Source organism: Nitrosomonas oligotropha (genome assembly GCF_900106555.1).
Classification (GTDB): Bacteria; Pseudomonadota; Gammaproteobacteria; order Burkholderiales; family Nitrosomonadaceae; genus Nitrosomonas; species Nitrosomonas oligotropha_A.
On the sequence record NZ_FNOE01000003.1, the window covers coordinates 141499 to 166520 of the forward strand.

Annotated in this window: 21 protein-coding genes; 6 read left to right on the plus strand and 15 right to left on the minus strand. The window is 48.4% G+C overall.

Translation table 11 applies throughout. The features are described 5' to 3' along the window. Nucleotides 1-88 precede the first annotated feature (88 nt). From BLU57_RS03160 to BLU57_RS03175, 4 genes are all read right to left on the minus strand, one after another. A complete protein-coding gene (locus BLU57_RS03160; RefSeq protein ID WP_090316057.1) occupies nucleotides 89-934 on the minus strand; it encodes a carotenoid biosynthesis protein in 846 nt (281 codons plus the stop codon). Nucleotides 935-1228: 294 nt separating this feature from the next. Next, a complete protein-coding gene (gene ppa / locus BLU57_RS03165) occupies nucleotides 1229-1762 on the minus strand; it encodes an inorganic diphosphatase (protein WP_090316060.1) in 534 nt (177 codons plus the stop codon). A gap of 545 nt (nucleotides 1763-2307) precedes the next feature. Then, entirely contained in the window at nucleotides 2308-3207 is a 900-nt protein-coding gene (locus tag BLU57_RS03170) for a hypothetical protein (RefSeq protein WP_090316067.1), read from the minus strand. A 232-nt stretch (nucleotides 3208-3439) separates the two neighbouring features. Further along, nucleotides 3440-4009, minus strand: coding sequence for a DUF2780 domain-containing protein (locus tag BLU57_RS03175; RefSeq protein ID WP_256206072.1), 570 nt, complete (start codon nucleotides 4007-4009; stop codon nucleotides 3440-3442). A 587-nt stretch (nucleotides 4010-4596) separates the two neighbouring features. Here BLU57_RS03175 and BLU57_RS03180 point away from each other — a divergent pair. Both BLU57_RS03180 and BLU57_RS03185 read left to right on the plus strand, forming a co-directional pair. Next, on the plus strand, nucleotides 4597-7038 hold the full coding sequence (locus BLU57_RS03180) for an EAL domain-containing protein (protein WP_090316073.1): 2442 nt from the start codon (nucleotides 4597-4599) through the stop codon (nucleotides 7036-7038). A 38-nt stretch (nucleotides 7039-7076) separates the two neighbouring features. Then, the gene (locus BLU57_RS03185) at nucleotides 7077-8477 is read left to right on the plus strand and encodes a sensor histidine kinase (RefSeq protein WP_090316076.1); all 1401 of its coding nucleotides are present in this window, start codon (nucleotides 7077-7079) and stop codon (nucleotides 8475-8477) included. A 71-nt stretch (nucleotides 8478-8548) separates the two neighbouring features. On the opposite strand, the gene BLU57_RS03190 is transcribed toward BLU57_RS03185, so the two are convergent. From BLU57_RS03190 to gluQRS, 5 genes are all read right to left on the minus strand, one after another. Further along, nucleotides 8549-9064, minus strand: coding sequence for an aspartate carbamoyltransferase (locus tag BLU57_RS03190; protein WP_090316079.1), 516 nt, complete (start codon nucleotides 9062-9064; stop codon nucleotides 8549-8551). 154 nt (nucleotides 9065-9218) lie between these two features. After that, complete coding sequence (locus BLU57_RS03195; RefSeq protein ID WP_090316082.1) at nucleotides 9219-9671, minus strand: PAS domain-containing protein; 453 nt, start codon at nucleotides 9669-9671, stop codon at nucleotides 9219-9221. A 73-nt stretch (nucleotides 9672-9744) separates the two neighbouring features. Continuing rightward, nucleotides 9745-10209, minus strand: coding sequence for an SRPBCC family protein (locus BLU57_RS03200; protein ID WP_090316084.1), 465 nt, complete (start codon nucleotides 10207-10209; stop codon nucleotides 9745-9747). Nucleotides 10210-10233: 24 nt separating this feature from the next. After that, nucleotides 10234-11397: an NAD(P)/FAD-dependent oxidoreductase gene (locus BLU57_RS03205; protein WP_090316087.1), complete on the minus strand. Its 1164-nt coding sequence runs from the start codon at nucleotides 11395-11397 to the stop codon at nucleotides 10234-10236. Nucleotides 11398-11508: 111 nt separating this feature from the next. Then, nucleotides 11509-12411, minus strand: coding sequence for a tRNA glutamyl-Q(34) synthetase GluQRS (gene gluQRS, locus BLU57_RS03210; protein ID WP_090316090.1), 903 nt, complete (start codon nucleotides 12409-12411; stop codon nucleotides 11509-11511). 182 nt (nucleotides 12412-12593) lie between these two features. On the opposite strand from gluQRS, the gene mpl reads away from it, so the two are divergent. Continuing rightward, entirely contained in the window at nucleotides 12594-13940 is a 1347-nt protein-coding gene (gene mpl, locus BLU57_RS03215) for a UDP-N-acetylmuramate:L-alanyl-gamma-D-glutamyl-meso-diaminopimelate ligase (RefSeq protein WP_090316093.1), read from the plus strand. A gap of 43 nt (nucleotides 13941-13983) precedes the next feature. Here the strand turns inward: mpl and BLU57_RS03220 are convergent, their stop codons facing one another. The 3 genes from BLU57_RS03220 to BLU57_RS03230 all read right to left on the minus strand — a co-directional run bounded on the left by BLU57_RS03220 (nucleotide 13984) and on the right by BLU57_RS03230 (nucleotide 17989). After that, the gene (locus tag BLU57_RS03220; protein WP_090316096.1) at nucleotides 13984-14511 is read right to left on the minus strand and encodes an adenine phosphoribosyltransferase; all 528 of its coding nucleotides are present in this window, start codon (nucleotides 14509-14511) and stop codon (nucleotides 13984-13986) included. A gap of 111 nt (nucleotides 14512-14622) precedes the next feature. After that, nucleotides 14623-15723, minus strand: coding sequence for a copper-containing nitrite reductase (gene nirK, locus BLU57_RS03225; RefSeq protein WP_090316099.1), 1101 nt, complete (start codon nucleotides 15721-15723; stop codon nucleotides 14623-14625). A gap of 283 nt (nucleotides 15724-16006) precedes the next feature. Continuing rightward, the gene (locus BLU57_RS03230; protein ID WP_090316102.1) at nucleotides 16007-17989 is read right to left on the minus strand and encodes a monovalent cation:proton antiporter family protein; all 1983 of its coding nucleotides are present in this window, start codon (nucleotides 17987-17989) and stop codon (nucleotides 16007-16009) included. A gap of 115 nt (nucleotides 17990-18104) precedes the next feature. Here BLU57_RS03230 and gshA point away from each other — a divergent pair, with 115 nt between their 5' ends. Both gshA and gshB read left to right on the plus strand, forming a co-directional pair. Beyond that, a complete protein-coding gene (gene gshA / locus BLU57_RS03235; protein ID WP_090316105.1) occupies nucleotides 18105-19400 on the plus strand; it encodes a glutamate--cysteine ligase in 1296 nt (431 codons plus the stop codon). Nucleotides 19401-19408: 8 nt separating this feature from the next. Then, nucleotides 19409-20371 carry a glutathione synthase gene (gene gshB, locus BLU57_RS03240; protein WP_090316108.1) on the plus strand — a complete coding sequence of 321 codons (963 nt, stop codon included), beginning with the start codon at nucleotides 19409-19411 and terminating at the stop codon, nucleotides 20369-20371. 12 nt (nucleotides 20372-20383) lie between these two features. On the opposite strand, the gene BLU57_RS03245 is transcribed toward gshB, so the two are convergent. From BLU57_RS03245 to metE, 3 genes are all read right to left on the minus strand, one after another. Further along, nucleotides 20384-20746 (minus strand): putative quinol monooxygenase, encoded by a 363-nt coding sequence (locus BLU57_RS03245; protein WP_090316111.1) that lies wholly within the window; start codon nucleotides 20744-20746, stop codon nucleotides 20384-20386. A 148-nt stretch (nucleotides 20747-20894) separates the two neighbouring features. Then, nucleotides 20895-21638: a 4-aminobenzoate synthase gene (locus BLU57_RS03250; protein WP_090316114.1), complete on the minus strand. Its 744-nt coding sequence runs from the start codon at nucleotides 21636-21638 to the stop codon at nucleotides 20895-20897. A gap of 71 nt (nucleotides 21639-21709) precedes the next feature. Continuing rightward, nucleotides 21710-24007 carry a 5-methyltetrahydropteroyltriglutamate--homocysteine S-methyltransferase gene (gene metE, locus BLU57_RS03255; protein ID WP_090316117.1) on the minus strand — a complete coding sequence of 766 codons (2298 nt, stop codon included), beginning with the start codon at nucleotides 24005-24007 and terminating at the stop codon, nucleotides 21710-21712. A gap of 101 nt (nucleotides 24008-24108) precedes the next feature. Here metE and BLU57_RS03260 point away from each other — a divergent pair, with 101 nt between their 5' ends. Next, nucleotides 24109-25020 carry a LysR family transcriptional regulator gene (locus tag BLU57_RS03260; protein WP_090316119.1) on the plus strand — a complete coding sequence of 304 codons (912 nt, stop codon included), beginning with the start codon at nucleotides 24109-24111 and terminating at the stop codon, nucleotides 25018-25020. Nucleotides 25021-25022 lie beyond the last annotated feature (2 nt).

Sequence of the window (25022 nt, forward strand, 5' to 3'; positions counted from 1 at the left end):
TACCATAGTGCCTAAGTATGCGTTGCTTGACAAGACAAACCACGGTTGCCCTCAAATTTGTACCGGACCGGCGCCCGGTTTGCAATTTTCATGACTTATTCAGCGGTGACCACGGATAATTTTCTAAATGCTCCTGTAACTCTTCCGCACGGTAGCGATTGACCCGCAAAGCAGCCAAAACGATCACCATGACGATCGGCAGGGTAAAAATCAAAATACCGGTCAGCGCGATCAGATATTCGCCGATCCACAGTGTGACTATCCAGTTAAAGACCAGTACCGACAGATACAAAACCGGCCCCAATAAAGAGCGGAACGGCATGGCAAAAATCCCGCGCGGTGTTTTCCCGTCCCGCTTGCGGTCAATTTGCTGCAAAGCGGCTACCAATAGAAAACTGGTCAGCAGCCAGCCGAGGTAATTTGAAATCGGCACGCCAAAATGCAACCCTGCTTCGTAGTAACCGTAAATCTGCCCGAGAAACCAGCGATTTCCCTGCAATGCCACCGGGTCGATGATGATATCCAGGAACGTTTGCAAAAAAGCACCCAATATCAGCGCTGCCCATGAATGCCGGATAGCACGCGTCTCCAGCGTGATCAGATCGGTACCCTTGGTCGCTAGCGGTGACAAAATAAACAATGCGGTCGTGTAGCTGCAATAAGTCAGAAAAACGTAAGAGAGTGAATCGAAGAAGGGCACTCCCCAAACCCACAACTCCTGATGGCTGGTGTCGTCAATGTAATAGTACCAGCCATAAGGAAATCCGGTGGTAATCGAGAGTTTCTCGGAGGTAAAAGCGATCAAGTATCCGGCCAGTGTGAAAATCAACGTCTTGCGCCAGCCCAAATGCGGCACACAGGCCAGCAAAAATGCCGCAAAAAAAGTAAATACATAAGGGCGCATGACAATGGTGTCAATTGCGGCATCAAACATGAATAACTCCTAGGCCGATGAACTGTTCAGTCCGTTCGATTTGAGCGGATAATCGCCAGTTCCGGCAATTATCCGCAGCATTGGATTGCGATTCCCAGCGTCTTCACAACCTGCCGGGTTTTATTGTCTGGCTGATTTTGCTATGAAGGATAGCAATAAGCTTAATCTGACAGATGAACAACTAAATAACGAAACGAAGTAAGGCAACGCATGTTCTGCGTTGCTGGATACCTATTCGCGAGATCTTCTACTTTTGCCGTACAGTCCGTACCTTTGCTCCGGGCATACCGGTGTTCAATCTGCGGCTTTCGCCATGTCGATGGCGCGCATCACCATGTCACGCGCTTCGGCGGCATCACCCCAGCGGCCGACGCGCACCCATTTTTCCGGCTCGAGATCCTTGTAATGCGTAAAGAAATGCTCAATCTGTTGAAACACAATATCGGGCAGATCGTCGCGTTCGCGCACATGGGCGTAATACGGGAAAGTTTTATTATCCGGCACACAGATCAGTTTTTCATCACCGCCATGCTCATCCTCGAGATGCAGTAACGCAATTGGCCGGGCGCGCACGACGCAACCGGCGAGAAATGGCGAACGGGCAATCACCAGTGCATCGAGCGGATCGCCATCATCGCACAAGGTGTGTGGAACAAAACCGTAATTGGCCGGATACCGCATGGGCGTATGCAGGATCCGATCCACAAATAATGCACCGGATTTTTTATCAAACTCATATTTGACAGGTTCACCACCGGTTGGTACTTCGACGATGACGTTGACATCGTTAGGCACATTTCCGCCTACGGGAATAGCGTTGATATCCATGGAATTTGCCTTTTTGCTAGGTTTGAAGTGAGTGACAGAAGTTGTCGTTCATTGGGTTTGAGTGTACTGAGGAGTGGAAAGGCTGTCAAACCAGCGTTGAAAAACCGCACATTGCAGCCCATGCGTACAGCAACTTAGGAATTACGCAATGTTCAATCATTGCCGGTTGCTGGATCGGATGGGCTAAGTTTCCGGGAAATTTGGCGTCGACCGGCATGAGTCCAATTCCGGCTAAAAAATGCTCCTTTTCGATGAAAAATTAAAAAGGAAATGGTGCGGCCCGGTTTGCTGATTCATTCGGGATAGCAGCTTTTACACATGTTCGTACTACGCTGTTTTCTTAAACAACTCCAATAAAAACTGATATAGCCACGATCCGCCGTAAGCGATCGCAGCGATCATGAGTATCGCCGCGGCACCATAGATAATTTTGTCCATCACACGCTCACTCCTTTCAGTTCTTCAAGTAATACCTGCGTTGAAACCGGATTTATTGACGCAGATTAACCCCGGCAGTTTACTCGTTTACAGGTTGTTTTTAGGTACTAGTTCTCGACAAAACAATTTTTTTCGGTCATTTTATTCAGGATGGTGTTGTACAAACCGGCATTCTCCAGCGCAGGTGCAGACACCAGTAGCTCGGACATTTGCAGGCAATTGACATGGGGCGAATTGATCACCGCTAGTATCAGGAAATGCGTTGGTGAATCACTAGCAGCCACGCGATCGAAAAGATCTTGCGGAAGCACCGCATTGGCGGCGAGCGCCGACAAGACATAGGTTTTATATAATCCCTGGCGAACGGGATCGGTAGCATTAATATCATTTAGCGTGGCCGCTATCAATTTCTCCATCATGGCTCGCGAGATTTTTTGATTACCGGCCAGCCCTGTGACCCGCTCGTAAGTCAGCGCCCCTGCCGCAATTCCTTCCAAAGCCTCCAGCGTCGTATTGGCATTGGCGCCAACTTGTTGCACCACAGCATTATCGCTGGACACGGCCAGCCTTTCGAGAATAGCCGTTGGCGTTGCTGGATGCTGGGCTAGCGCGATTTCCACCTCCCGGCGTCCCCAAGGAATCCAGTGTTGACTCACCGCCTCCAGCGCTTGCGGTGCAGATACCGGATTTTTGGCAACCGCTAACGCACGCTGCTGCGCGAAGAAAACTAACCCCGCGAACAGGAGTACGGCCAGGAATACGGCGGCAAATTGCACATTCCTGCTATTCCATGACGCTTTACCGGAACGTAAATCAAGCACGGCAAAAGCGCTATAAACCAACGCCCACCCCACGCCCGCAGCTGGAAAACCATAGAAAGGGATCATGATCAAGCCAATAGCAGCCGTTGAACTGGCCGACGTGAAAACGGCTTGCACAATGAATATCGTGGTACCCGCGAAACCCGCGTAAGCGCCCGCTTTCAGAAAAGCTGTTCGATTTTGCATCCCGCCCTTCTTCTTGAATTACCTTGTCTCGAGTGCTCAAATTGCACAATACAATGCGCTTTGGTTATTGGCATCTGACTGGTAATGGCAAAATCCGGAGAAAAGCGCCGAATCGGTTGTTTGCATTTTATGGTGCTCATACGAGATGCAGTAACAGCACACCATGATGAAACGACACGAGCAAGTGCAAGTCACTTGCACTTGCTCGTTTCCATTAATCAAACTCTGGAGTTTAACGGGCAGTCACAGCGGATTGCAGCAGATTAGCCGTTGCCTGTCCGCTTGTTTTGCTCACATAGTTGGTAATTACCGGAATGAATTTTCCCACCATATCAGGGGAAAGATTCAATTGCTGAAATGATGCAGCAAGTGCAGCCGCACTGCCGAGTGTGCTATTACCGCCCGCTAACGCGGATAGATTGGACATGGCGGGTGCGGCGCCCAGCATTGTACTCATTCCGGGAACAGACCGGGACAATGACGAAAATGCCTGCGGATTCATATTGCTTTGCGCCATTTGAAATATCGCTCCGGCGCCACCCAAGGCCTGCTGCGGCGAGACACCAAGACGGTGAGCCAGAATATCCACCAGACCAATCTGCGCAGCTCCTTCAGCGTTACCGGCAACTGCAGCACCGGCATTAAGCACTTGTTTGCCGCTCTGCGCCGCGCTTTCTATCGTTGATAGACTTTGATTGACCGCACCCACAGGATTCGTACCGCCGGTATTGGTCGCGCAGCCCGTAACTGCCGACAAAATGATCACGGCGCCTAATTGAACGTAATTGCTTTTTTTCATCATAACTCCTTCTCGTGTATAGATATGTGATCGATGACTATTGTCATAATAGATTTGTGCTGAGAATAAAAAATATTTTAGCCTCTCTGAACCAGCAGAGTTAATAATATCCGATAAGCTACCATAGTTCCTTCGCAAGTGCATCAGGCTGTTTCCCGGCACCCTTTAAATTCTCATTAACCGGTGCGCCGCCGCTTAATAAAACTCTAAACCATCGTAACCACGCCGGCTATCGCTATAAAAATGCTTGCAATGGATAACTTTGCGGAACAATTTCTAACGCTGCTTACAGCATTGCCAGGTGCTTAGCATCCTAAGACCCGACATAACCTGGGGTTTCTTTAATATATGTGTAAGACAACGCTGATATAAATTTTTTCTTCTTTTTGTTAATTTATTCTCCTCCCTCTTGATTCCTTCCACACAGCGTTCCGAAATTTTAGACATAGTTATCAATAGAGGATGTTTGTTCAAACCAATACATTACATTCGAAAATTTATTGGTTTTTAGAAAAAATCACCGCAAAAGAGGTATTGAATTTCAAGTAATAGTCTATTCGAAATAATTAGTTGCAGGAGACTGGGAACGTATGAGCGGATACATCAAGATACTGATCGTTGAAGACGAAAAAATTGTTGCGCTTGACCTGAAAAGACGTCTGACAAAATTAGGCTATCAAGTTACCGGAATGGCTGCCAGCGGCCAGAAAGCACTGGCGCTGGTGGACCAGGAGATCCCCAATATTGTGTTGATGGACATTCATATTCAAGGGGATATGGATGGCGTTGAAGTGGCGGATCAGCTGCAAAAAGCCCATAGCATCCCAATCATATACTTGACCGCTTACTCCGAAGAAAAAACCGTGAATCGGGCGAAAGCGACCAAGCCCTACGGTTATTTATTAAAGCCATTCTCCGACAGAGAGCTGCACATCATCATCCAAGTCAGTATAGAGCGTTACGAAAACGATATTCTGTTAAAAAAGAATGAGCAGCACTTTCGTCTCGCACTGGAAGCGGCGCGCTTGGGCACCTGGGAAGTAACGAAAGAATCTCGTGAGATATTCATGGGTAAAAGCCCTGAAGGAACCATAGAACCGATATCCGACTGGGAAAGTTTCTTTCTTTCAATAGACGAAACAGACAAGCCAAAAGTATCTGACTTTATCGATAAATTGCGCAATAAAAAGGGCTTGGCTGCTGAAATAGAATTCCGCGTTAGCCCTGATACCGGAAAAAGCTGCTGGTACAAGTTATATGGCAAATCGTTTAAAAATAGTGATGCAGGAAAGCATCAGATCGTCGGTATCTTACAGGAAACAACCGAGAACCGTCTTGCAAAAGACCGCCTGGCGCAAGCCGCTACTGTTTTTGAATGCGCATCGGAAGGCATCATCATTCTCAACAAAAATAGAAAATTTAATTGCGCCAATAGCGCCTTTTATAAGATCACCGGATTTCAGCCCCACAATCTCCGGAATAAGGAGTTACCGTTTCTTACCAGCCGTTCCTTGAGTAAGAATATTTACAATAGCATATGGCAAAGTATTGATAAGCATGGCCATTGGCGAGGAGAAATCACGGCATTCAAGAAAAATAATGAGACAATATTTGTCTGGCTGACGATTGGACTCATTCCCGCCGAAGCAAATGAAGAACAGCAATTCGTCGTCATGATATCCGATATTACGGCGATCCGCGAAACGCAGGAACAGTTATCGCATATTGCGTACTACGATAATCTGACCAACTTGCCCAATCGCATGCTGATCATGGATCGGCTTCAATTGGCGCTGGCAAAAGCCATACGGAGTTCCTCGTTTCTTGGCGTGCTGTTCATTGACCTCGACAACTTTAAGAGAATCAATGACACCCTGGGGCATACACACGGAGATTCGATGCTCTGCTTTGTGGCGCAGAGAATGCTCTCCGTGCTACGGCAAAGCGATACTTTGGGCCGATTGGGAGGTGATGAGTTTATCGTCATTGTGACGAATGCTGAATCCCGCGATGCCTTGGTAATCGTCGCGGAAAAAATACTGGAATGTCTTTCCCATCCCATTGTCATCAGTAACATGGAAGTCGTCCCATCGTGCAGTATCGGTATCAGCGCATACCCGGATCATTCCTCACATCATGATGAATTAGTGCAAATGGCGGATACCGCCATGTACGAAGCAAAAAACAAAGGGCGCAACAGTTACGCTTTTTATCATCCATCCCTGACACAAAAAGCCGCTCATTATTTGACGCGGGAACGGGAACTGCATCACGCTTTAATTAAAAATGAATTTCTGCTGCATTATCAACCGCAATTTTCTTTATCGCAGAAAAAAATAACCGGCGTGGAAGCGTTAATCCGCTGGCAGCATCCGGAAAAGGGTTTGTTATCTCCCGCTGAAATTATTCCGGTTGCCGAAACGAGCAGGCTGATCGTGGAAATCGGTAACTGGATCCTGACGGAAGCATGCAAGCAACTCAAACAATGGCGAGATAGAGGTTTTTGCGATATCCGCATTGCGGTCAATATCTCGATACGTCAACTCGCCGATAAAGATTTGCAGCAATTTATTGCAGAACTATTGCAACAGTACGCATTGCCAGCCCAGTCACTTGAGCTGGAGATAACGGAATCCTGTCTGCAAAATGAATTGATTTATATCCGATGTTTAGAACAATTGGAGAGTCTGGGTATACCGATTTCCATCGATGATTTTGGCACCGGTTATTCCTGCTTGAGTTCATTGAAAAACCTTCCGATACGGCGGCTGAAAATCGATCAGAGCTTCGTCAAGGGCATACCTTATGATACGAATGATTGCGCCATTGCAGCAGCTATTCTGGCATTGGCTCAGAAACTGAATCTGCAGGTAACTGCGGAAGGTATCGAGACTTACGAGCAAGCCGATTTTCTCGGTAATCTTGGATGCGATGAGTTGCAAGGTTACTTGCTGAGTAAACCGGTAGATTCCGAACAGATACCTTATTTGATCCAGAAACTGCCGGATCGCCTGAGCTCCCTGAAGTTCTAGACTACCCCCACTTCTTCACACCAGGATTAAATAGCGATATGCCGCCACCCCGATTCAGAAGCTTGAGCAATACCGAGGAAATGATGCATCTTGCTGTGGAAGCTTCTCCCAATGGCATGGTCATGACCGGTTGTGATGGAAAAATTGTCATGGTGAATTCCGCCACGGAAAAGCTATTCGGCTATTCCAGGCAGGAATTAATCGGTCATTCCATCGAAATGCTTATCCCCGAACGATTCCGCCGACATCATCCCGGCTATCGGGAAGCTTATATCAGCGAATCAAAATCGCGTTCCATGGGGCATGGCAGGGATCTTTACGGCCTGCACAAAAGCGGCAAGGAATTCCCAGTTGAAGTTGGTCTGAATCCCGTGGAAACCGAACATGACGGCATTTTTGTGCTGGCCGCCATCGTCGATATTACCGATCGCAAGCATGCCGAGGAAATGATATACCTCGCAGTCGAGGCTTCTCCGAACGGTATGGTGATGACCAATCATGAAGGAAAAATTATGATGGTAAATTCCACTACTGAAGAACTATTCGGTTACCACCGGGGAGAATTACTGGGTCAACCGATTGAAATTTTGATACCGGAATCACATCGCGCCCATCATCCGTCATTAAGAAGTAATTATCTGCAATATCCCAGCACGCGCGCAATGGGGCATGGCAGAGATCTGCATGGGGCGCACAAAAACGGCAAAGAATTTCCAGTCGAAGTAGGCTTGAATCCGATCCAAACGCCCAGAGGTGTTATGGTGCTTGCGTCCGTTATCGACATTACTGAGCGGAAATCTCAAGAGGAACAACTCAAAGCAGCATTGAAGGAGAAAGATTTATTGCTATCGGAAATTCATCACAGGGTTAAAAACAACCTTCAAATCATCGATAGCCTACTCGGAATGCAATCCGATATGCTGGATAATAATACGGCTGCTATATCCGTTTTAAAAGAAAGTCAGAACCGGGTGAAATCCATGGCGCTGATTCACCAGATCTTATATCAATCATTGGATTTTTCCCGCGTTGATTTTTCCGGTTTCATCCAATCCCTGGTTGATAACTTATCCGTTTCCTATGCGCTGGATACGTCGAGAATCGTTATAAATATCGATACCGATCAGGAAGTGCTTCTTCCCATCGATGTCAGTATTCCATTGGGATTGATTCTAAACGAGCTTTGCACGAACGCCATGAAGTATGCATTTACTGAAAACCGGGGCGGCCATATCGATATCAGCCTTAAACGCCAGAATCAAGGACAACTGCTGGTATGTCTTAGCGATGACGGTGTAGGGATACCGGACGATTTCGATATTGAAAATACCCAATCCCTGGGTTTACAACTTGTTCAGTTACTCAGTGAGCAAATTTCCGCGGAACTCACTATTCATCGTAAAAATCCGACCCGTTTTTCGCTGATTGTTCCACTCTGAAAGGATTGCATGGCATTGCTTAAAACCACTCAAGCGCGCTTTGAAACCCGCAGTATCCAATGAGTACTCTATTATTTTTTTGGCATATGCTGATGCAGCTGCCCGGGTTCAGCATGACGCGCATGATCGCTTAGCTGCGCATCAAACCAGCGGTGGATTGCATTGACAAGCTGCCGTGATTCAGTGGAATAGCCTATTTGTGCGCCGATAGGGAGCACTTTGTATTCAATCTTGATTTCTCCCGGTTTGGCTGCTTTCAACTCAGCCAATCCGGGCATGTCTCCACCATGAATTTTTTCCGGGTTTGAGAAGTTACCTTGCTTAAATTCATTGGCAATTTTAGACAGATGTGCTCTGATCAAACTGACTTGCTCCTGATCCGATATGTTTCTGACGGTAACCTTCTGAACGCCACCACTTTCAGTCTTGGTGAAAACATGCACGGTCTTTTCCAAATCAAACGGCATGACATGAGCGCCGCGTTCCGCTACTTCGTTCAATCGCTTTTCATCCGCGGGCGCAGCAGCATGAATCGATGCCGGCAAAAGAAAAACCAGCAAGAAAGTGACAGTAAATAACTGATTCATTTTATTTCTCCGCTACGGTGAGCTTACAGAACCGATCAGATTGGTGGAAACCGCACACAGAGCAAATCTTGTACCTCGTTTGACTGTTTCATGCACGGGTAAGAATGCTTAAATCGTGCGGTTATTTATCCGGATGCCGCTCATGCATCCGGCTTCATCGCTTGAGTGCCGCCAGTTGCTCCTTCAAAGCCTTAATTTCCTCTTCCGCACGGATTTTCGGGGTGATGTCTAATTGCACACCAAGGAAATAAAGTAAGTTTCCATGCGAATCAAAAAGCGGGGAAACCAGTAAGTGGTTATAAAATAACTCACCGTTCTTACGAAAGTTTCTCAAAACCACTTCCACCGGTTTTCTATTTTTTATCCCTTCCTTGAGCTGCTTAACACCGGCCTGATCGTGTTCATCGCCCTGCAAAAAACGGCAATTCCTGCCTACCGTTTCCGCTAACGTATAACCGGTTATTGTCTCGAACGCTTTATTCACATAAACCAAAGGCATGTCCTCTTGATCGGGATCAGCCAGTGTTACACCGTTCACGCATGAATCAAGAATCTTGGACAATACTTGTGGAATTAATCCAGGGTCTTTTTCAACGATAAAATCCATGATCTTCTCTCCAAGTTAATCAACTGTTAGCATAATTAAATACGTACGAACGGGTCCGCCGTCTTACATCAACCTACTCCGCCTCGATCAGTTTCTTGATATTCTTGACAGTCCTTTCAGTTCCATCTTGAACGGCGATACGCACCAGCTTCTCAAACGGCCTGACATGCAGATCCAGGCTCAGTAACTCAAAAATAAAAGTTATCCGGCTATCGGAAGCATTCACTGGTTCAATGACATAATCACACCGGTAAGGATTGGAAACGCCTTCAAAACAGATACGTGCACCCGTATCAAAAAATTTAACTTTGAAGGTCGATTCCGAGCGATTGCCTTGATCGATGCGGACTTGACGGCAGACGGTTCCTATTTTTATAGGACCATCGGTCAGTTTCTCCAATTCCTTAACTTCCGGAGACCATCGGGGATAATTAATGAGCAGATCATTACCGATAAAATTGAAAAGTTTATCGGTGGGACTTCGAATTATTGCACTGGCCTTGCCAATTACAGGGCTGTCTTTGAACAAACCAAGCATAAAATGCCTCCCGCACGGTGTTTGCTAAACCAAATAGGTATCGATTCCTGCCAATAATAAGTCATATTGCGCTTCAACAATTTCTTTAATCGTTAAAGCTGGAATACCGGTAATCAAGTTACCTTCCGCAACCAGCCAGCCTACCGCATCCGACGGCCCCAGACTCACCACATAACCCAATTCATGGTGGAGATAAGGCTCGAGCAATCCGGGAAATCCCGCATGCCGCAACACGTTTCGCGCCACTAATTTACCTTTCCTGACAGCGGATTGCGCGGTCAATGTATTCGATCCAAGCGACTGGTAATACGAACAATCACCCGCTACAAAAATATTGGGTAGCGGTTTCTGATCAACTATAACCTGTCCGAAAGCATTTGCGGTAAAAATATTGCGCGGCTTTTTTCCCAAAAACAGTAGGGTCAGACTGGAAGGCAATTCAAACTGCTGTTCAGTCACCTTGTCCGTCAGTAAAATTTTTCCGGTTTGCTGTTCACGGTAATATGTATTCGGATAAAAAGCGATATTCATATCCCGCATGCGGGATTCCGCATAAGTACCAAACCCGGCAGGAAATTGCTCCAGCACATGCTCGCCCGAGTGGATCAAGCGCAATTCCACCTTACGTCTGATCCGATCGAGAAACTGCTTTATTTCGAATAAAAACTGTATCCCCGTGGCTCCTCCGCCTACAACGGAAATCGACAATTCCGGTGAGTCATTCCGGTCGAGCAGCCGGGTTAATAAATCTGATCCGCTTATCGTGGCAAAATCATTCAGACTCAGCAAATTGCCGCTATCGACATGATCATTTTTCTGACTCTCGCAACCGCTCGCGACAATCAAATAATCAAAATCAACTATCTCACCATTCACAACCAGCTGCCGCTCATCCTGATAGCTCTCCAACGCGCTTTGATCAAAGCTCACCGCTGCCGGAATGTGCCGGCACCCGTAACGACTTTCTATGTCGGCAAAAGGAACCAGCAAATCGGTTAGCGGATAGCGAAATGTTTCATGTAAGTGTGTAATCTTTAGATGCTGCGTTTTAGGATCGATCAACGTAATGTCGGTATCCGGAGCAAATTGTAATAGATTGGTTAACGCGGCAAGTCCGGCATATCCGCCACCGGCAATGACCACCTTCAACCTTTTTTGCTTGGAAATATTAAATGGCAGCAAAGCCACGATCACTCCTTACCTTTATCTATGATTAACGCAAAACCTTGCGCCGGTAATGTTAACTTGAACCCGGCTGCACTACAGCCTAGCATAATTACCAGCTGCATGGCTTTATCTTTATACCACACCGTTTGGAATCCGGTTCACGCGCCAATTTTGCATGACCCAGTCCCAAAAAGAAGCAATATCGCCTTCCAGAATCTCTAGTGGCGGCTGCTGACCCAGGAAATGCAACGCATCAACCAGCTCTTTTAATGCCTCAGCCGTATTCACCGGGGCAGCGTTTGTTTGCTTGCTGAGCTTCTCTCCTGCCGCGTTTGTTACCACGGGCAAATGCATGTATTGCGGTACCGGATAACGCAACAGTTGCTGCAGAAATATTTGTCGTGGCGTGGAATCGATTAGATCGGCGCCGCGAACTACATGCGTGATATTCTGCGCAGCATCGTCCACCACAACCGCAAGCTGATAGGCATAAATTCCATCAGCCCGGCGTAACACAAAATCACCCACTTCACTGTGCAGTTTCTGCGTATACAATCCCTTCAAACCATCGGTAAACTGAATGATATCATCATGGGTTTGAATACGAAGCGCATGTGCACTTTGCAGTGAGACGGGATTGTTCAGGCAAGTTCCGGGATAAATGAAGCCATATAAACCGGTGATACTGGAATCCGCGATTTCCTTCCGGGAGCACGTGCAGGGATACAATAAACCTTGTTTATCCAAAACATCCAAAGCCTCCCGGTATGCCTCGGAACGGCGGCTTTGGTAGATGATTTCCTCGTCCCACTCCATACCCAATTTCTCGAGCGTATCCAAAATTTGTTTGGCCGCTCCAGGTACTCTACGTGGCAAATCGACATCCTCAATTCTAACCAGCCATTTGCCGCCATGAAATTTCGCATCGGCATAGCTGCCTACAGCCGCCACCAGCGAACCAAAGTGCAGCGGTCCGGTTGGCGATGGTGCGAATCGTCCGCGATAATGCGTATCAATCGATCGAGTGCTTTCCATTTGGAAATTAGCACATTGAGATTAAAAGAATAATCATCACCGCACCCTTTCCTTTTAGCCGCTCTATGAATGAATAAAATATCAACATCCGGTATTGCCCTGCCATATCCATTATAATTGCCCAAACTTGCCAATCATATTAGTAGTTTTCTGTCAGCAGAATCAAGAATTTCAAACTAATCATGCATATTCATATACTCGGAATTTGCGGTACCTTTATGGGCGGTATTGCAGCCATTGCACGCGAATCCGGTCACACTGTGACGGGCTGCGATCAGGATGTCTATCCACCGATGAGCACGCAACTTGAGTCTCAAGGGATCGAATTAATAGCGGGTTATTCGCCCGAACAGATCCGGTTACAACCGGATATTTTCGTCATCGGTAACGTCGTTACACGCGGCAATCCACTGATGGAGGAAATACTCAACCGGAATTTACCCTATATTTCCGGTCCGCAGTGGCTATCGGAAAATATTCTACGGCATCGCTGGGTACTCGCCGTGTCCGGTACCCACGGAAAAACCACGACCAGCTCCATGTTAGCTTGGATCTTGGATTATGCCGGATTGAATCCGGGATTCCTGATCGGTGGAATTCCCGAGAATTTTGGTATTTCGGCACGGATCGGAAACACCTCGCCTTTCTTTGTCATAGAGGCAGACGAATACGACACGGCATTTTTCGATAAACGTTCTAAATTCGTTCATTACCACCCGAAAACAGCGATACTGAATAATCTTGAGTTCGATCATGCGGATATTTTTACAGATCTTGCAGCGATTGAACGGCAATTCCATCACTTTGTACGAGTTATTCCGAATAACGGTTTAATCGTCGCAAATGGCAAAGATCCAAATCTGAAGCATGTCCTGAAACAAGGCTGCTGGACACCGGTAGAAGAATTCGGCACTGATAGTGGCTGGCATACCAAAGCGCGGGCTGACAATACGATCGATGTCTATTGCAACGAAACATTTCACGGAAGCTTACAATGGGATTTATTAGGCGAACATAACCGCATGAATGCGCTGGCTGCGCTGATCGCTGCGCGGCATGCCGGAATACCCGTCAACATTGGCATCGAAGCATTAGCACAATTTAAGAATGTCAAACGCCGTATGGAGAAACGCGGCACGGTCAACGGTGTCTCCGTCTATGATGATTTTGCTCACCACCCAACCGCCATTCAAACGACTATCGAAGGCTTACGGACTCATACCGGTAAAGCAAGGATTATTGCAGTCCTGGAACCGCGTTCAAACACCATGAAAATGGGAGTATGGAAAGATTCTCTTGCGAAGAGTTTGAGCGAAGCTGATCAGGTGCTTTGCTTCACCCGCGATGCACACTGGGCTAAAGATGCCATGCTGCCATTACATAACAAGGCGCGTTGTTTTGATGATTTGAATCAGCTCGTCCAAGCTATCGCAGTAATCGCTGAGCCTGACGATCATATCTTAATCATGAGCAATGGAGGTTTTGGCGGCATCCATGAAAAAATATTATCCGCATTAGAACGAACGTAATAAAAACCCGTTGGTACTAAAAAGAACACTATAAACAACGTATCTAGTCGCCTTCAAATTCGCATAACGCAAACACCGGACATCCCAGATTTTCCAACCGGGCTTTACCGCCCACGTCCGGCAGATCGATCACAAAACAGCACTCCACCACTTCACCGCCCATATCACGGATCAGGCCAACAGCAGCTTCAGCGGTTCCACCGGTGGCAATCAAATCATCCACAAGTAGCACTCGTTCTCCCGGTTGGATCGCATCGACGTGAATTTCAATCCGGTCACTGCCATATTCCAGCTGATAGTCTCTTCCTATCGTTTCCGCCGGTAATTTATTGCGCTTACGAATCGGCACGAAACCTTTACCCAGCTGATAGGCCACGGGCGCACCGATAATAAAACCGCGCGACTCAATGCCGATCACTTTATCAATTTCCACATTGCTGTAACGCTTTGCAATTTCCTGAATAGTTGTTCGCAGTCCGATCGGATCTTTTAGCAATGTCGTGATATCACGGAACATAATGCCGTGATGGGGGTAGTGAGGAACCGTACGAATATGGGATTTAATCGTCATAAAGTTGTAACAAGCAATAATGAAAACTCAAGGAATTAAAACGACAAAGGCCTCAACCCATAACAGGTTGAGGCCTTTTAACACTACCCCAATAGAACACTACATCAAATCTTAGTGGTCCATTCCAGCTTTTGCATCAAAGCTAGCTGGTTTTTTAAGTTGAGTCATAATGTCATCATTCCAAGCACCATCAACTGTCATGTGAGCAGCAGCACCCAGCAATACAGCTTCAATCAGGTTATGACTGAGGTATACATGCAAGCCAGGTTGATGGAATTCATAAGCAGCAGCAACTGCGGCACCTGCTGGAACAAACCAGGTTTCTTGGTTGGTCAGAGGCGCATCACCAAATGAACCGCCTACCCAATACAGATCACCGTGTCCACCGATCAAGTGCGGATAGGAAGGACGGTTAGCTTGTGAATGGATAAACAGAACTTTTTCACCCACTTTGGCTTTCAGTGCGTTGTCACCGGTCAATGCACCAACTGCACCGTTGAATACTACGTGTGTTGGGATAAGTCCTTTAGCAACTTCCAACATATCTGCCATGCCTTCTGCTGGTGAGCCATAGGTTTTGAAATTACCTTTGTCATCTTTTGGCAGATAGAAATCTTGTTCACCGATGTAGTATGCACGGTCATATTTGTATGGCTTGCCTTTGTTGTCTTTCAAACCATCTTTAGGCAATACCATGAGGGCACCGCTCATACCGGAAATAACGTGGAATGGAATCATGGTTCCACCAGGTGCGCAATGATAAACGAATACACCTGCTTTAATTGCTTTCCAACGCAGTACAACTTCTTCACCTGGTTGAACCAGTGTTAAACCAGCACCACCCAGCGCGCCGGTTGCAGCGTGGAAGTCTACGTTATGGGCCAATGTGCTTGATTTTGGATTTTTTAATGTCAATTCAACATAGTCGCCTTCATGCACAACGATAAGCGGACCAGGAACACTACCATTGAAAGTCAGCGCCCAAACTTTTGCACCTGGCGCAACTTCAATCAGCTTCTCTTGGGTTTCCATTGTAATTTGAACAACTTTTGGCCCTTTTGAAGTTTGCTCATGTGCAGGCACATTTGGTGGAGCCACCAATGTTTGTTTAACATGCGGTAATTTAGAAACGTCTGTAGCAGCCACAGCTGCTTGAGTTGCGCCTAAACAGAGCAATCCTAGACCAACAATCGCTTGAACAGCTTTAATCATATCTCCCTCCATAAATGATGAATTTTACGCTTTTTTTATGCGCCATTCTAATTGCTACTTGTCATGTAATCATCAAGATTACCAACATCTGCCTTTTAAGCTATGAAGAGCCCAAAGGACGGAACGGAGAATATACACTTTTTGAAGAAAACTGTCTATTCTTAGTAGCTTGTAACGATTATAGCCATACTGAATGAATGGGATTGGAATGACTCGAATCGATATTAATATAAATCCTATTGTTATCCGCTCATCGAGTCAAAATCCCTTCAATCAGCAATTTTCAGCCTTGAATTAACTTAATTTCAGCCGCCGCGAGATTTTCTTGCGTTCCACGAAGCACGATAACATCGCCAAGTTCCAGACGTGTTTCCCCGGTGGGCAATAATCCGCGAATGTTGCGTCTTCTCACCGCAGTAACTTCGACATCCAAGCTTGCCAGATCAATGTCGCCCAGTGTTTTATGAATCGCAGCCGCGCCTTGAATAATGGTAATCGTCAGCAAACGCGGCAACAGTTTCTCACTGTTGTCCTCTGCTCCATCGGTCACGCCATAATAAAAACCGCGCAACAGACTATAACGCTGCTCACGAATTTTTCGGATGCGGCGTAAAATCCGCCCGGTCGATATGTCGACAAACATCAGCGCATGGGACGCCAACATTAAGCTCCCCTCCATGATTTCCGCGACCACTTCCGTAGCCCCGGCTTCTTTCAATATATCAATATCGGAGTCATCGCGCGTCCGGACAACAACGGATAATTCCGGGCGCAACTCCTGAACGTGTTTCAGAATTTTTAACGTAGAAACCGTGTCAGCATAACTGACAACTAATACTTTGGCGCGCATCAGTCCCGCGGCAATCAGCACCTCGCGTCGCGCCGCATCGCCGTACACCACCGCCTCCCCCGCGCCGGCTGCCTCGCGGATACGTTGCGGATCAAGATCCAAGGCGATAAACGATATGGATTCCTGTTCCAATATCCGCGCCATGCTCTGACCGCTGCGCCCGTAACCGCAGATAATCACATGATTTTGCGACACCATCGTCTGCGCCGCGATAGACGTGATCTGCATAGCGCGGCACATCCAATCCGAGCCGTATAAGCGGTGAATCATCGATTCACTATATTCAATAATGAATGGCGCGATAAACATCGATAGCACCATGGCCGCAAGCACCGGCTGCAGAATTGAGTTTTCGATCAAACCGGATTCACCCGCCTGCGCTAGTAAAATAAAGCCAAACTCTCCTGCTTGCGCCAGATTCATTCCCGTCCTGATCGCGACGTTGGCATCCGCGCCAAACAGACGCGACAACCCTCCAATCACGACTATTTTCAGCACAATCAGTGCCGCCAAAATAGCAAATATCCATAGAAAGTTCTCAATGACGACCTGCATATCCAGCAGCATACCAATCGTCACAAAAAACAAACCCAGCAAAATATCCCGGAAAGGCTTGATATCGTCTTCCACTTGGTAGCGGTATTCCGTTTCGGAGATCAACATGCCCGCCAGAAATGCTCCCAAAGCCATAGACAAACCGGCCAGTTCGGTTAACCACGCGATACCCAGCGTAATCAGCAGCACATTCAGCACAAACAATTCCGACGATTTCTGCCGGGCGACCAAATGAAACCAGGGGCGCATTAACTTCTGCCCGAAAAATAACAGAAAGGTCAGCACAGCGGCCACTTTCAGCAAAGCGACCGTCAGCATCAAGCTGAAGTCGTTCGTTTCACTATCGATCTCAGCCGCCAAAGCGGGCATCACAATCAATAATGGAATAACCGCCAGATCCTGAAAAAGCAGAACGCCGATCACCTGCCTGCCATGCGTGGAATTGAGTTCCGCCCGCTCGGCCAATATTTTGCTCACAATAGCGGTGGAAGACATCGCCAGAGCGCCGCCCAATACCAATCCGGTGCGCCAATCCAGCGCCAGCATCCAAGCTATCGCCATCACTAAAAGAATGCAGATCGCCACTTGCGCCGTGCCAAAACCAAAAACAATGCGCTTCATCGTAATCAGCTTGGGCAAACTGAATTCCAGGCCCACGCTGAACATCAGAAATACCACGCCAAACTCAGCCAAATGGCGAGTCTCGTCAGAATCCGCGATCCAACCCAGCGCATACGGACCGATGCTCACGCCCGCCAATAAATAACCCAGCATCGGCGGCAGCCGCAATAAACGGAAAACGACCACCGCCAATACCGACACGGCTAACAAAATGAGAACAGGCTGTAATGGATTGAACATACCGGCAAAAAATTGGTTTTGGGCAAAGTACCCTAAGATACTTAAGGATAGCGCGCTTCACAATCGGCGCAAGACATAATGCTATAATCGCTCCGATTTAATACTTCATACGGAAATGCCAGTACCTCATCTCTCTACTGCTCTGCGCGGCCCTATTCTTGATCTTGAAAGCCGTATTATCAATGCTATGCCTACCATTGAGCATTGGCTCAGGAACAAGTGGCGCGAACATGCCGTCCCTTTTTATTGCTCGGTCGACCTGCGCAATAGCGGTTTCAAATTGGCGCCCGTTGATACCAACTTGTTTCCCGGCGGTTTTAACAACCTGAACCCGGAATTCATCCCGCTATGCGTGCAGGCGATGATGAGCGCGATTGAAAAAGTATGCCCGGATGCGCATAGCGTGCTGCTGATTCCGGAAAACCACACGCGCAATACCTTCTACTTGCAGAATATCGCAACCTTGCAGAACATCATCCAGCGCGCCGGTTTGAATGTGCGCCTGGGCACCTTGCTGCCCGAAGTGACCGAAGCCACCCAGATTGATTTGCCAGATGGACAGTTCATCACGCTGGAACCCATTATCCGTAAAAATAACAAACTCGGCGTCCATAATTTCGATCCCTGTGCGGTGCTTCTGAATAACGATTTATCTAACGGTGTTCCGGATATTTTGCAGAACTTGCAGCAAACGGTCATTCCACCCTTGCATGCCGGCTGGGCGACACGGCGCAAATCGGAGCACTTCGCCGCATATGATCGCGTAGCACAGGAATTCGCCGATTTGATCGGCATCGATCCCTGGTTGATCAACCCGCGTTTTACTTCGTGCGGCGAAATCAATTTCCTGGAAAAACAAGGTGTGGAATGCGTCGCAGCCGCGATTGACCGGATTCTCTCGGTAATCAGGAAAAAATATCAGCAATATGGCGTGAAAGAAGATCCTTTCGTCATCGTCAAGGCCGATTCCGGCACGTATGGCATGGGCATCATGACGGTCAAGAGCGGCGAGGAAATCCATAGCCTCAACCGCAAGCAACGTAACAAGATGGCCGTAGTAAAAGAAGGCTTGCAAGTTTCCCACGTGCTGGTGCAGGAAGGCGTCTACACCTTTGAAACAATCAACCAAGCGGTGGCCGAACCGGTCGTGTACATGATCGACCGCTACGTCGTCGGTGGTTTTTACCGTGTCCATACCGGACGCGGCATCGACGAAAACCTGAATGCGCCGGGCATGCATTTCGTGCCCTTGGCGTTTGAAACCACTTGTCTGGAAGCCAGCGCCACGCAGCCGAATGTCATTCCAAACCGCTTTTATGCCTATGGTGTCGTTGCACGGCTCGCGCTGCTAGCCGCCGCATTGGAATTGGAGCAAACCGATCCACATGCGCAAACGCCACGGCCCGCCTAGATTCCATCATGAAACTTGCCTTTGTCATCGACCAACTGGATTCAATTAAAACCGCTAAAGATTCCAGTTTTGCGATGATGCGCGAGGCAATCGCCCGGAATCATCAGATTTACGTGCTCTATCAGCACGATATCGCATTGACCGGCAACACCGTCACCGGTTTTTGCCGTTCCCTGACCTTCACGGACACGCCCGGCCGAGATGGCCATTGGTACAACACGAGCGACAGCGTGCCTACGCCGCTCAATCAATTCGATGCCGTGCTGATGCGCAAGGATCCGCCTTTCGATCTGGAATATGTTTACAGCACGTATCTGCTGGAATTGGCACAAACGCAAGGCGCGTTCGTCATCAATAGTCCGCGCGCCATCCGCGATCACAACGAGAAGCTGGCCATCGCACAATTTCCGCAATGGATCGCCCCCACGCTGGTAACCAGTCAAGCGCATTTAATCCGGGAATTTCTCGCACAGCACCAGGACATCATCCTGAAACCGCTCGACGGCATGGGCGGCGCCAGCGTGTTCCGTGTACACAGCGCGGATCACAATATCAGCGTGATTCTTGAAACGCTGACTCACTACGGCACGCGAACCATCATGGCACAACGGTTCATTCCCGAGATTGCGCAAGGCGACAAGCGCATTCTCCTTATCGGCGGCAAGCCTGTACCCTATGTGCTGGCGCGCATCCCCAAACCGGGAGAATCGCGCGGTAATCTGGCCGCCGGCGGTACCGGAAAAGCGCAGCCGTTATCCGCACGTGACCAGGAAATCGCAGAATCGCTCGGGCCTGAATTGGCCAAGCGTGGTTTAATGCTGGTGGGATTGGATGTGATCGGCGATTACCTAACCGAAGTCAATGTAACCAGCCCGACGGGGATGCAGGAAATTACCCAGCAAACGGGATTTAACGTAGCGGGAATGATGCTGGACGCGATTGAAGCGAGCATCCAAAACAAAAAGCATTAATCAAACAGCAAATTACCGCCGGAAACCATGTTCCAGCACAAAATACTGCGGATTGTATTGGGCCAACGGCTGATACAGTTTCTGTAACTCTTCCTCGGGTCCGTGGATTTCCAAACGGACGATCTCAGCCATCTCGAGCGCTCGTTGCAGCAGATCACCCACATTGTTCAAATGCGCCAGCAACCCTTCGGCATCTTCATATCCTTCACGGCAATACGCTTCGCTGCCATTGAAGCTGAAACCGTAATAAAGGCATTTCGGCTCAACACTGGATCTGGCAACAAACTGCTCACAGAGCTGTTTGAACTGGTCGATTTGACCCTCGGCAATCTTGAAATAGGGCGCTATCGAACAGCACCGATCGTGTGTTGACATGGATTCAGGCGATTTGAAGCAGAGAAGGTTTTATGATGATTGGAATCACGAAAAAACCGGATTCATCATTAACAAGCCCGGAACAGACACAACTTGCATTGTGATCCATCCCGGGCTGATCGTAAGCTGGAAGCTTGTTATTACAAACTTAGTGTACTGTCGCAGCTTGCTTTTCTTCGCAAATCAGATTGCTGCAATAGGTTTCGTGGATACCGTCCAGGAAGCCCCACAGCGCATCGCACGCTTCCTTGGTTGCGGCCAGCACTTCGGCTTGTTTTTCCGGCGTGTCGGCGAAGCGCTCAATGATTGCCCATTCGGCTTGTGAGTGATAGATGTCGGCTTTTTGGTGTACCGAGAAGAATTCATAATCTTCAGGGTTTTTCATGCCATAGAATTTAGCCAGACCGTCGATTTTCACTGCGGCGATGTCAGGCACTTGCGACTCGAATGCGTGCAGCGCTGCCAATCCGGCATAGAACGGGCGGTTCAGGCAAATATCTCGGAAGGTGTCGACCAGATTCTCGGTCGACGGTAATGCCGCTGTATTGGCCAGGATTTTATCGTTCGCACCCAATGCAAAAGCAAAATTTTTCCATAATGCGGGGTGATTTTTTTCACCGTGTTCTTCGTCGATCAGGTTGCGCAGCACTTCTTGACGCACGCTGATGTCGCCGCTGTTGCTTTCGGAATGGATATGCGGTGTGTTGAAGTGCACCGCGCTTAAATAGGTTGGCTCGGCCAGAACGTTATAAAAATATTGTTCGGCATAATGGCGCAACTGTTCCTTGGTCAGTTTGCCTTCTGTCCAAGCGATATAAAATGGATGTTTCAGCAGATGTTTCTCGCTGATAATGGCACTGATTTTTTGTTTCAGAATGGTATTGGTGGTCATGATCACTCCTTTTAAACCGTGATGGATAAAGATGCCGCATATCATCGCTAAATAACACCGGCAAGTCAAATTTAGCTGGCTTGAGCCGGGTTCAGATGGCTGGCCAAATACCGGCTGGCGGCAATCATATTGCGTAATGCCGGTTTCACTTCTTCCCAGTTGCGCGTTTTTAACCCGCAATCCGGATTCACCCACAGGCGCTGGGCGGGTATGCGTTGCGCTGCTTTTTCCATCAAGCCGATGATCGAATCGACGGAAGGTATATTGGGCGAATGAATATCATACACGCCCGGGCCGATTTCGTTCGGATACTGAAATCGGTCGAAAGCATCGAGCAACTCCATATCCGAGCGCGATGTTTCAATCGTAATCACATCGGCGTCCATGCGCGCGATGGCTTCCATGATGTCATTGAATTCCGAATAGCACATATGCGTATGAATTTGCGTTTCGTCTTTTACGCCGTTGGCGGTAATGCGGAAAGCACGAATCGCCCAGTCGAGATAGCTATTCCATTGCGATTTTCTCAGTGGCAGCCCTTCCCGCAGCGCCGCTTCATCGATCTGAATCATACGGATACCGGCTTGCTCCAGCGCCAATACTTCGTCGCGTATCGCTAGTGCCAGTTGCAGGCAAGTTTCACGCCGCGGTTGATCGTCGCGCACGAAGGACCAATTCAGCATCGTCACCGGCCCCGTCAACATGCCTTTCATCGGCTTACTGGTGAGTGATTGTGCGTATCTGATCCATTCCGTGGTAATCGCTTTGACATGCGCAACATCGCCATAAATCACCGGCGGTTTGACGCACCGCGACCCGTACGACTGCACCCAGCCAAACTGGGTAAAGGCGTAGCCCTCCAACTGTTCACCGAAATATTCCACCATGTCGTTACGCTCGGGCTCGCCGTGCACCAGCACGTCTAATCCCAGCGTTTCCTGCTCGCGCACGCAATAGCCAATTTCCTGCTGCATTGCCTGACGATAAGCCGATTCCGGCAATCTGCCTTCGCGATAATCGCGACGCGTTTGCCTGATCTGCTGCGTTTGCGGGAAAGATCCAATGGTCGTGGTCGGAAAAGGCGGCAACTGAAATCGTTTTTGCTGCACGATCGCGCGTTGACGATAAGGCGACTGCCGAGTACCCATCGCATCATTAATTTCCTGCAAGCGCGCTTTAACCGACGCTTTATGAACGCGTTTGGACTGTTTCCGGCTGGTTATCGCCGCGCTATTTTCCCGCAAGAATTCGGTGACACTACCCCGGCCATGATTCAAAGCCTTTGCCAGCAGGCCGATTTCATCCAATTTCTGCACCGCAAAAGCCAGCCACGAGCGGATATCCCGGTCGAGTTTTTGTTCGCTCTCCAGATCAACCGGTGCATGCAGCAGTGAGCAAGACGGCGCGAGCCACAACCGGTCTTGCAAACGGGCATGCACCGGCTCGAGCCAATCCAGCGCCGCGGTTAAATCGGTTTTCCAGACATTGCGCCCATTGACCACGCCTAAAGAGAGGATTTTATGCACCGGCAGCCAATCGATTACTTTGGCGATTTCATCGTGCGCCGAGACCGCATCCAGATGCAATCCGGCGACCGGCAATTCGCACGCCAATTGCAGATTGTCTTGCAGTTGCCCGAAGTAAGTGGTTAACAGCAACTTGACCGGTGCAGCCTGCAATTGATAATACGTTTTGCGCAGCGCGTGCTTCCATGCTTGGTCAAGCTCCATGACCAGCACCGGTTCGTCGACTTGCACCCATTGAATACCGGCGTCTTTAAGTTCATGCAGCAATTGCGCGTAAACATCTAACAAATCGTCCAGCAAATCCAGTTTATCGCCGCCATCCTTGGCTTTTCCCAGCCACAAATAAGTGACCGGCCCCAAAATGACGGGCTTGACTCGCGGGTGAATCTGTTGCGCTTGCCGGATCTGCTCAAGAAAACGGCTGGCGTGCAATGAAAAATGTGTGTTTGCGTCAAATTCCGGCACGATGTAATGATAGTTGGTATCGAACCACTTGGTCATTTCACCGGCGCTTACGCAAGCGCAATCATTACCATCGCTGACCGAACGGCCGCGCGCCACGCGAAAATAATTGTCCAGCGCGCCACCCGGTAATGCGCTGACACGCGCGGGAATATTCCCCAGCAGGAAACTCGTATCCAGCACATGGTCATACAATGAAAAATCACCCGCCGGAATCCAATCGAGCCTGGATTGATCTTGCCAATGCTGCGTTTGAAGATGCGCTGCGATTTCCAGCAAGGCGTGTTCGGCAATATCGCCTTTCCAGTATTTTTCCAAAGCGAATTTCAGCTCACGGTTTCTGCCAATGCGCGGAAATCCAAGATTGTGTGTCGTTACCATAAATCACCACTCCAAGATTAATCAAAGTAGCGCTATTGTATGAAGGTTGAGTAATGAATAATAATGATCAATTTTCACATTCCAATTAGGTTACCTTATAAATGATCGAACACAGCCACCTGAAAATCATTCAAGCGCTGCACACCAACGGCACCCTGACCGAAGCCGCCAATACGCTCTGCCTCAGTCAGCCCGCGTTATCGCATCAGATCGGTTATCTGGAAAAGAAACTCGGAGTCAAATTGTGGGAACGCGAAGGCCGCAGCTTGCGCCTGACGCAGGCGGGCCTACTGCTATTGGAAACCGCCCAGCAAGTGCTACCGGTGCTGGCGCAAGCGGAGAAAACGCTGGTAGCGTACGGTGAAGGCCGGCAAGGCATCTTGCGCATCGGCGTGGAATGCTACCCCTGCTTTGAATGGCTCACCGGTATGATCGGCCAATACATGCGGCAAATGCCCGGCATCGACGTCGACATCGTGCAGAAATTTCAATTCTCGGGATTGGAAGGTCTGCTCAACCAGCATATCGATGTTCTGATCACACCTGATTGGGTCAAAAAAGAAAAAATCGATTATGAAATTCTGGCGGAATATCAACTGGTGCTACTGGTATCTGTTGATCACCCACTGGCAGACACTCGATTCGTAACGCCGGAGCTTTTGTGCAAGGAAACTTTGTTAACCTTCCCGGTGCCGCTCGAACGCCTGGATATCTTGACGCATTTCCTGACACCCGCACACCTCGAACCGGAAAAATTGAAACAAATCGAATCCCTGGAAATCATGCTGCAAATGACCGCCCTCAACCGCGGTGTGTGCGTCCTGCCGGAATGGCTCGCCGACATCAAGAACAAGGATTTGCAGCTCAAAAAAATCCAAATCGGCGATCAAGGGCTTTTTCAGAAATTGTATTTGGCGATGCGGGAGGCAGATAATACGGTTTCGTATATCCGGCAGTTTATTGGGGTGGGGCAGAAGGCTGCGAAGAATCCGATCATTCAAAAATTTGAGTAAAA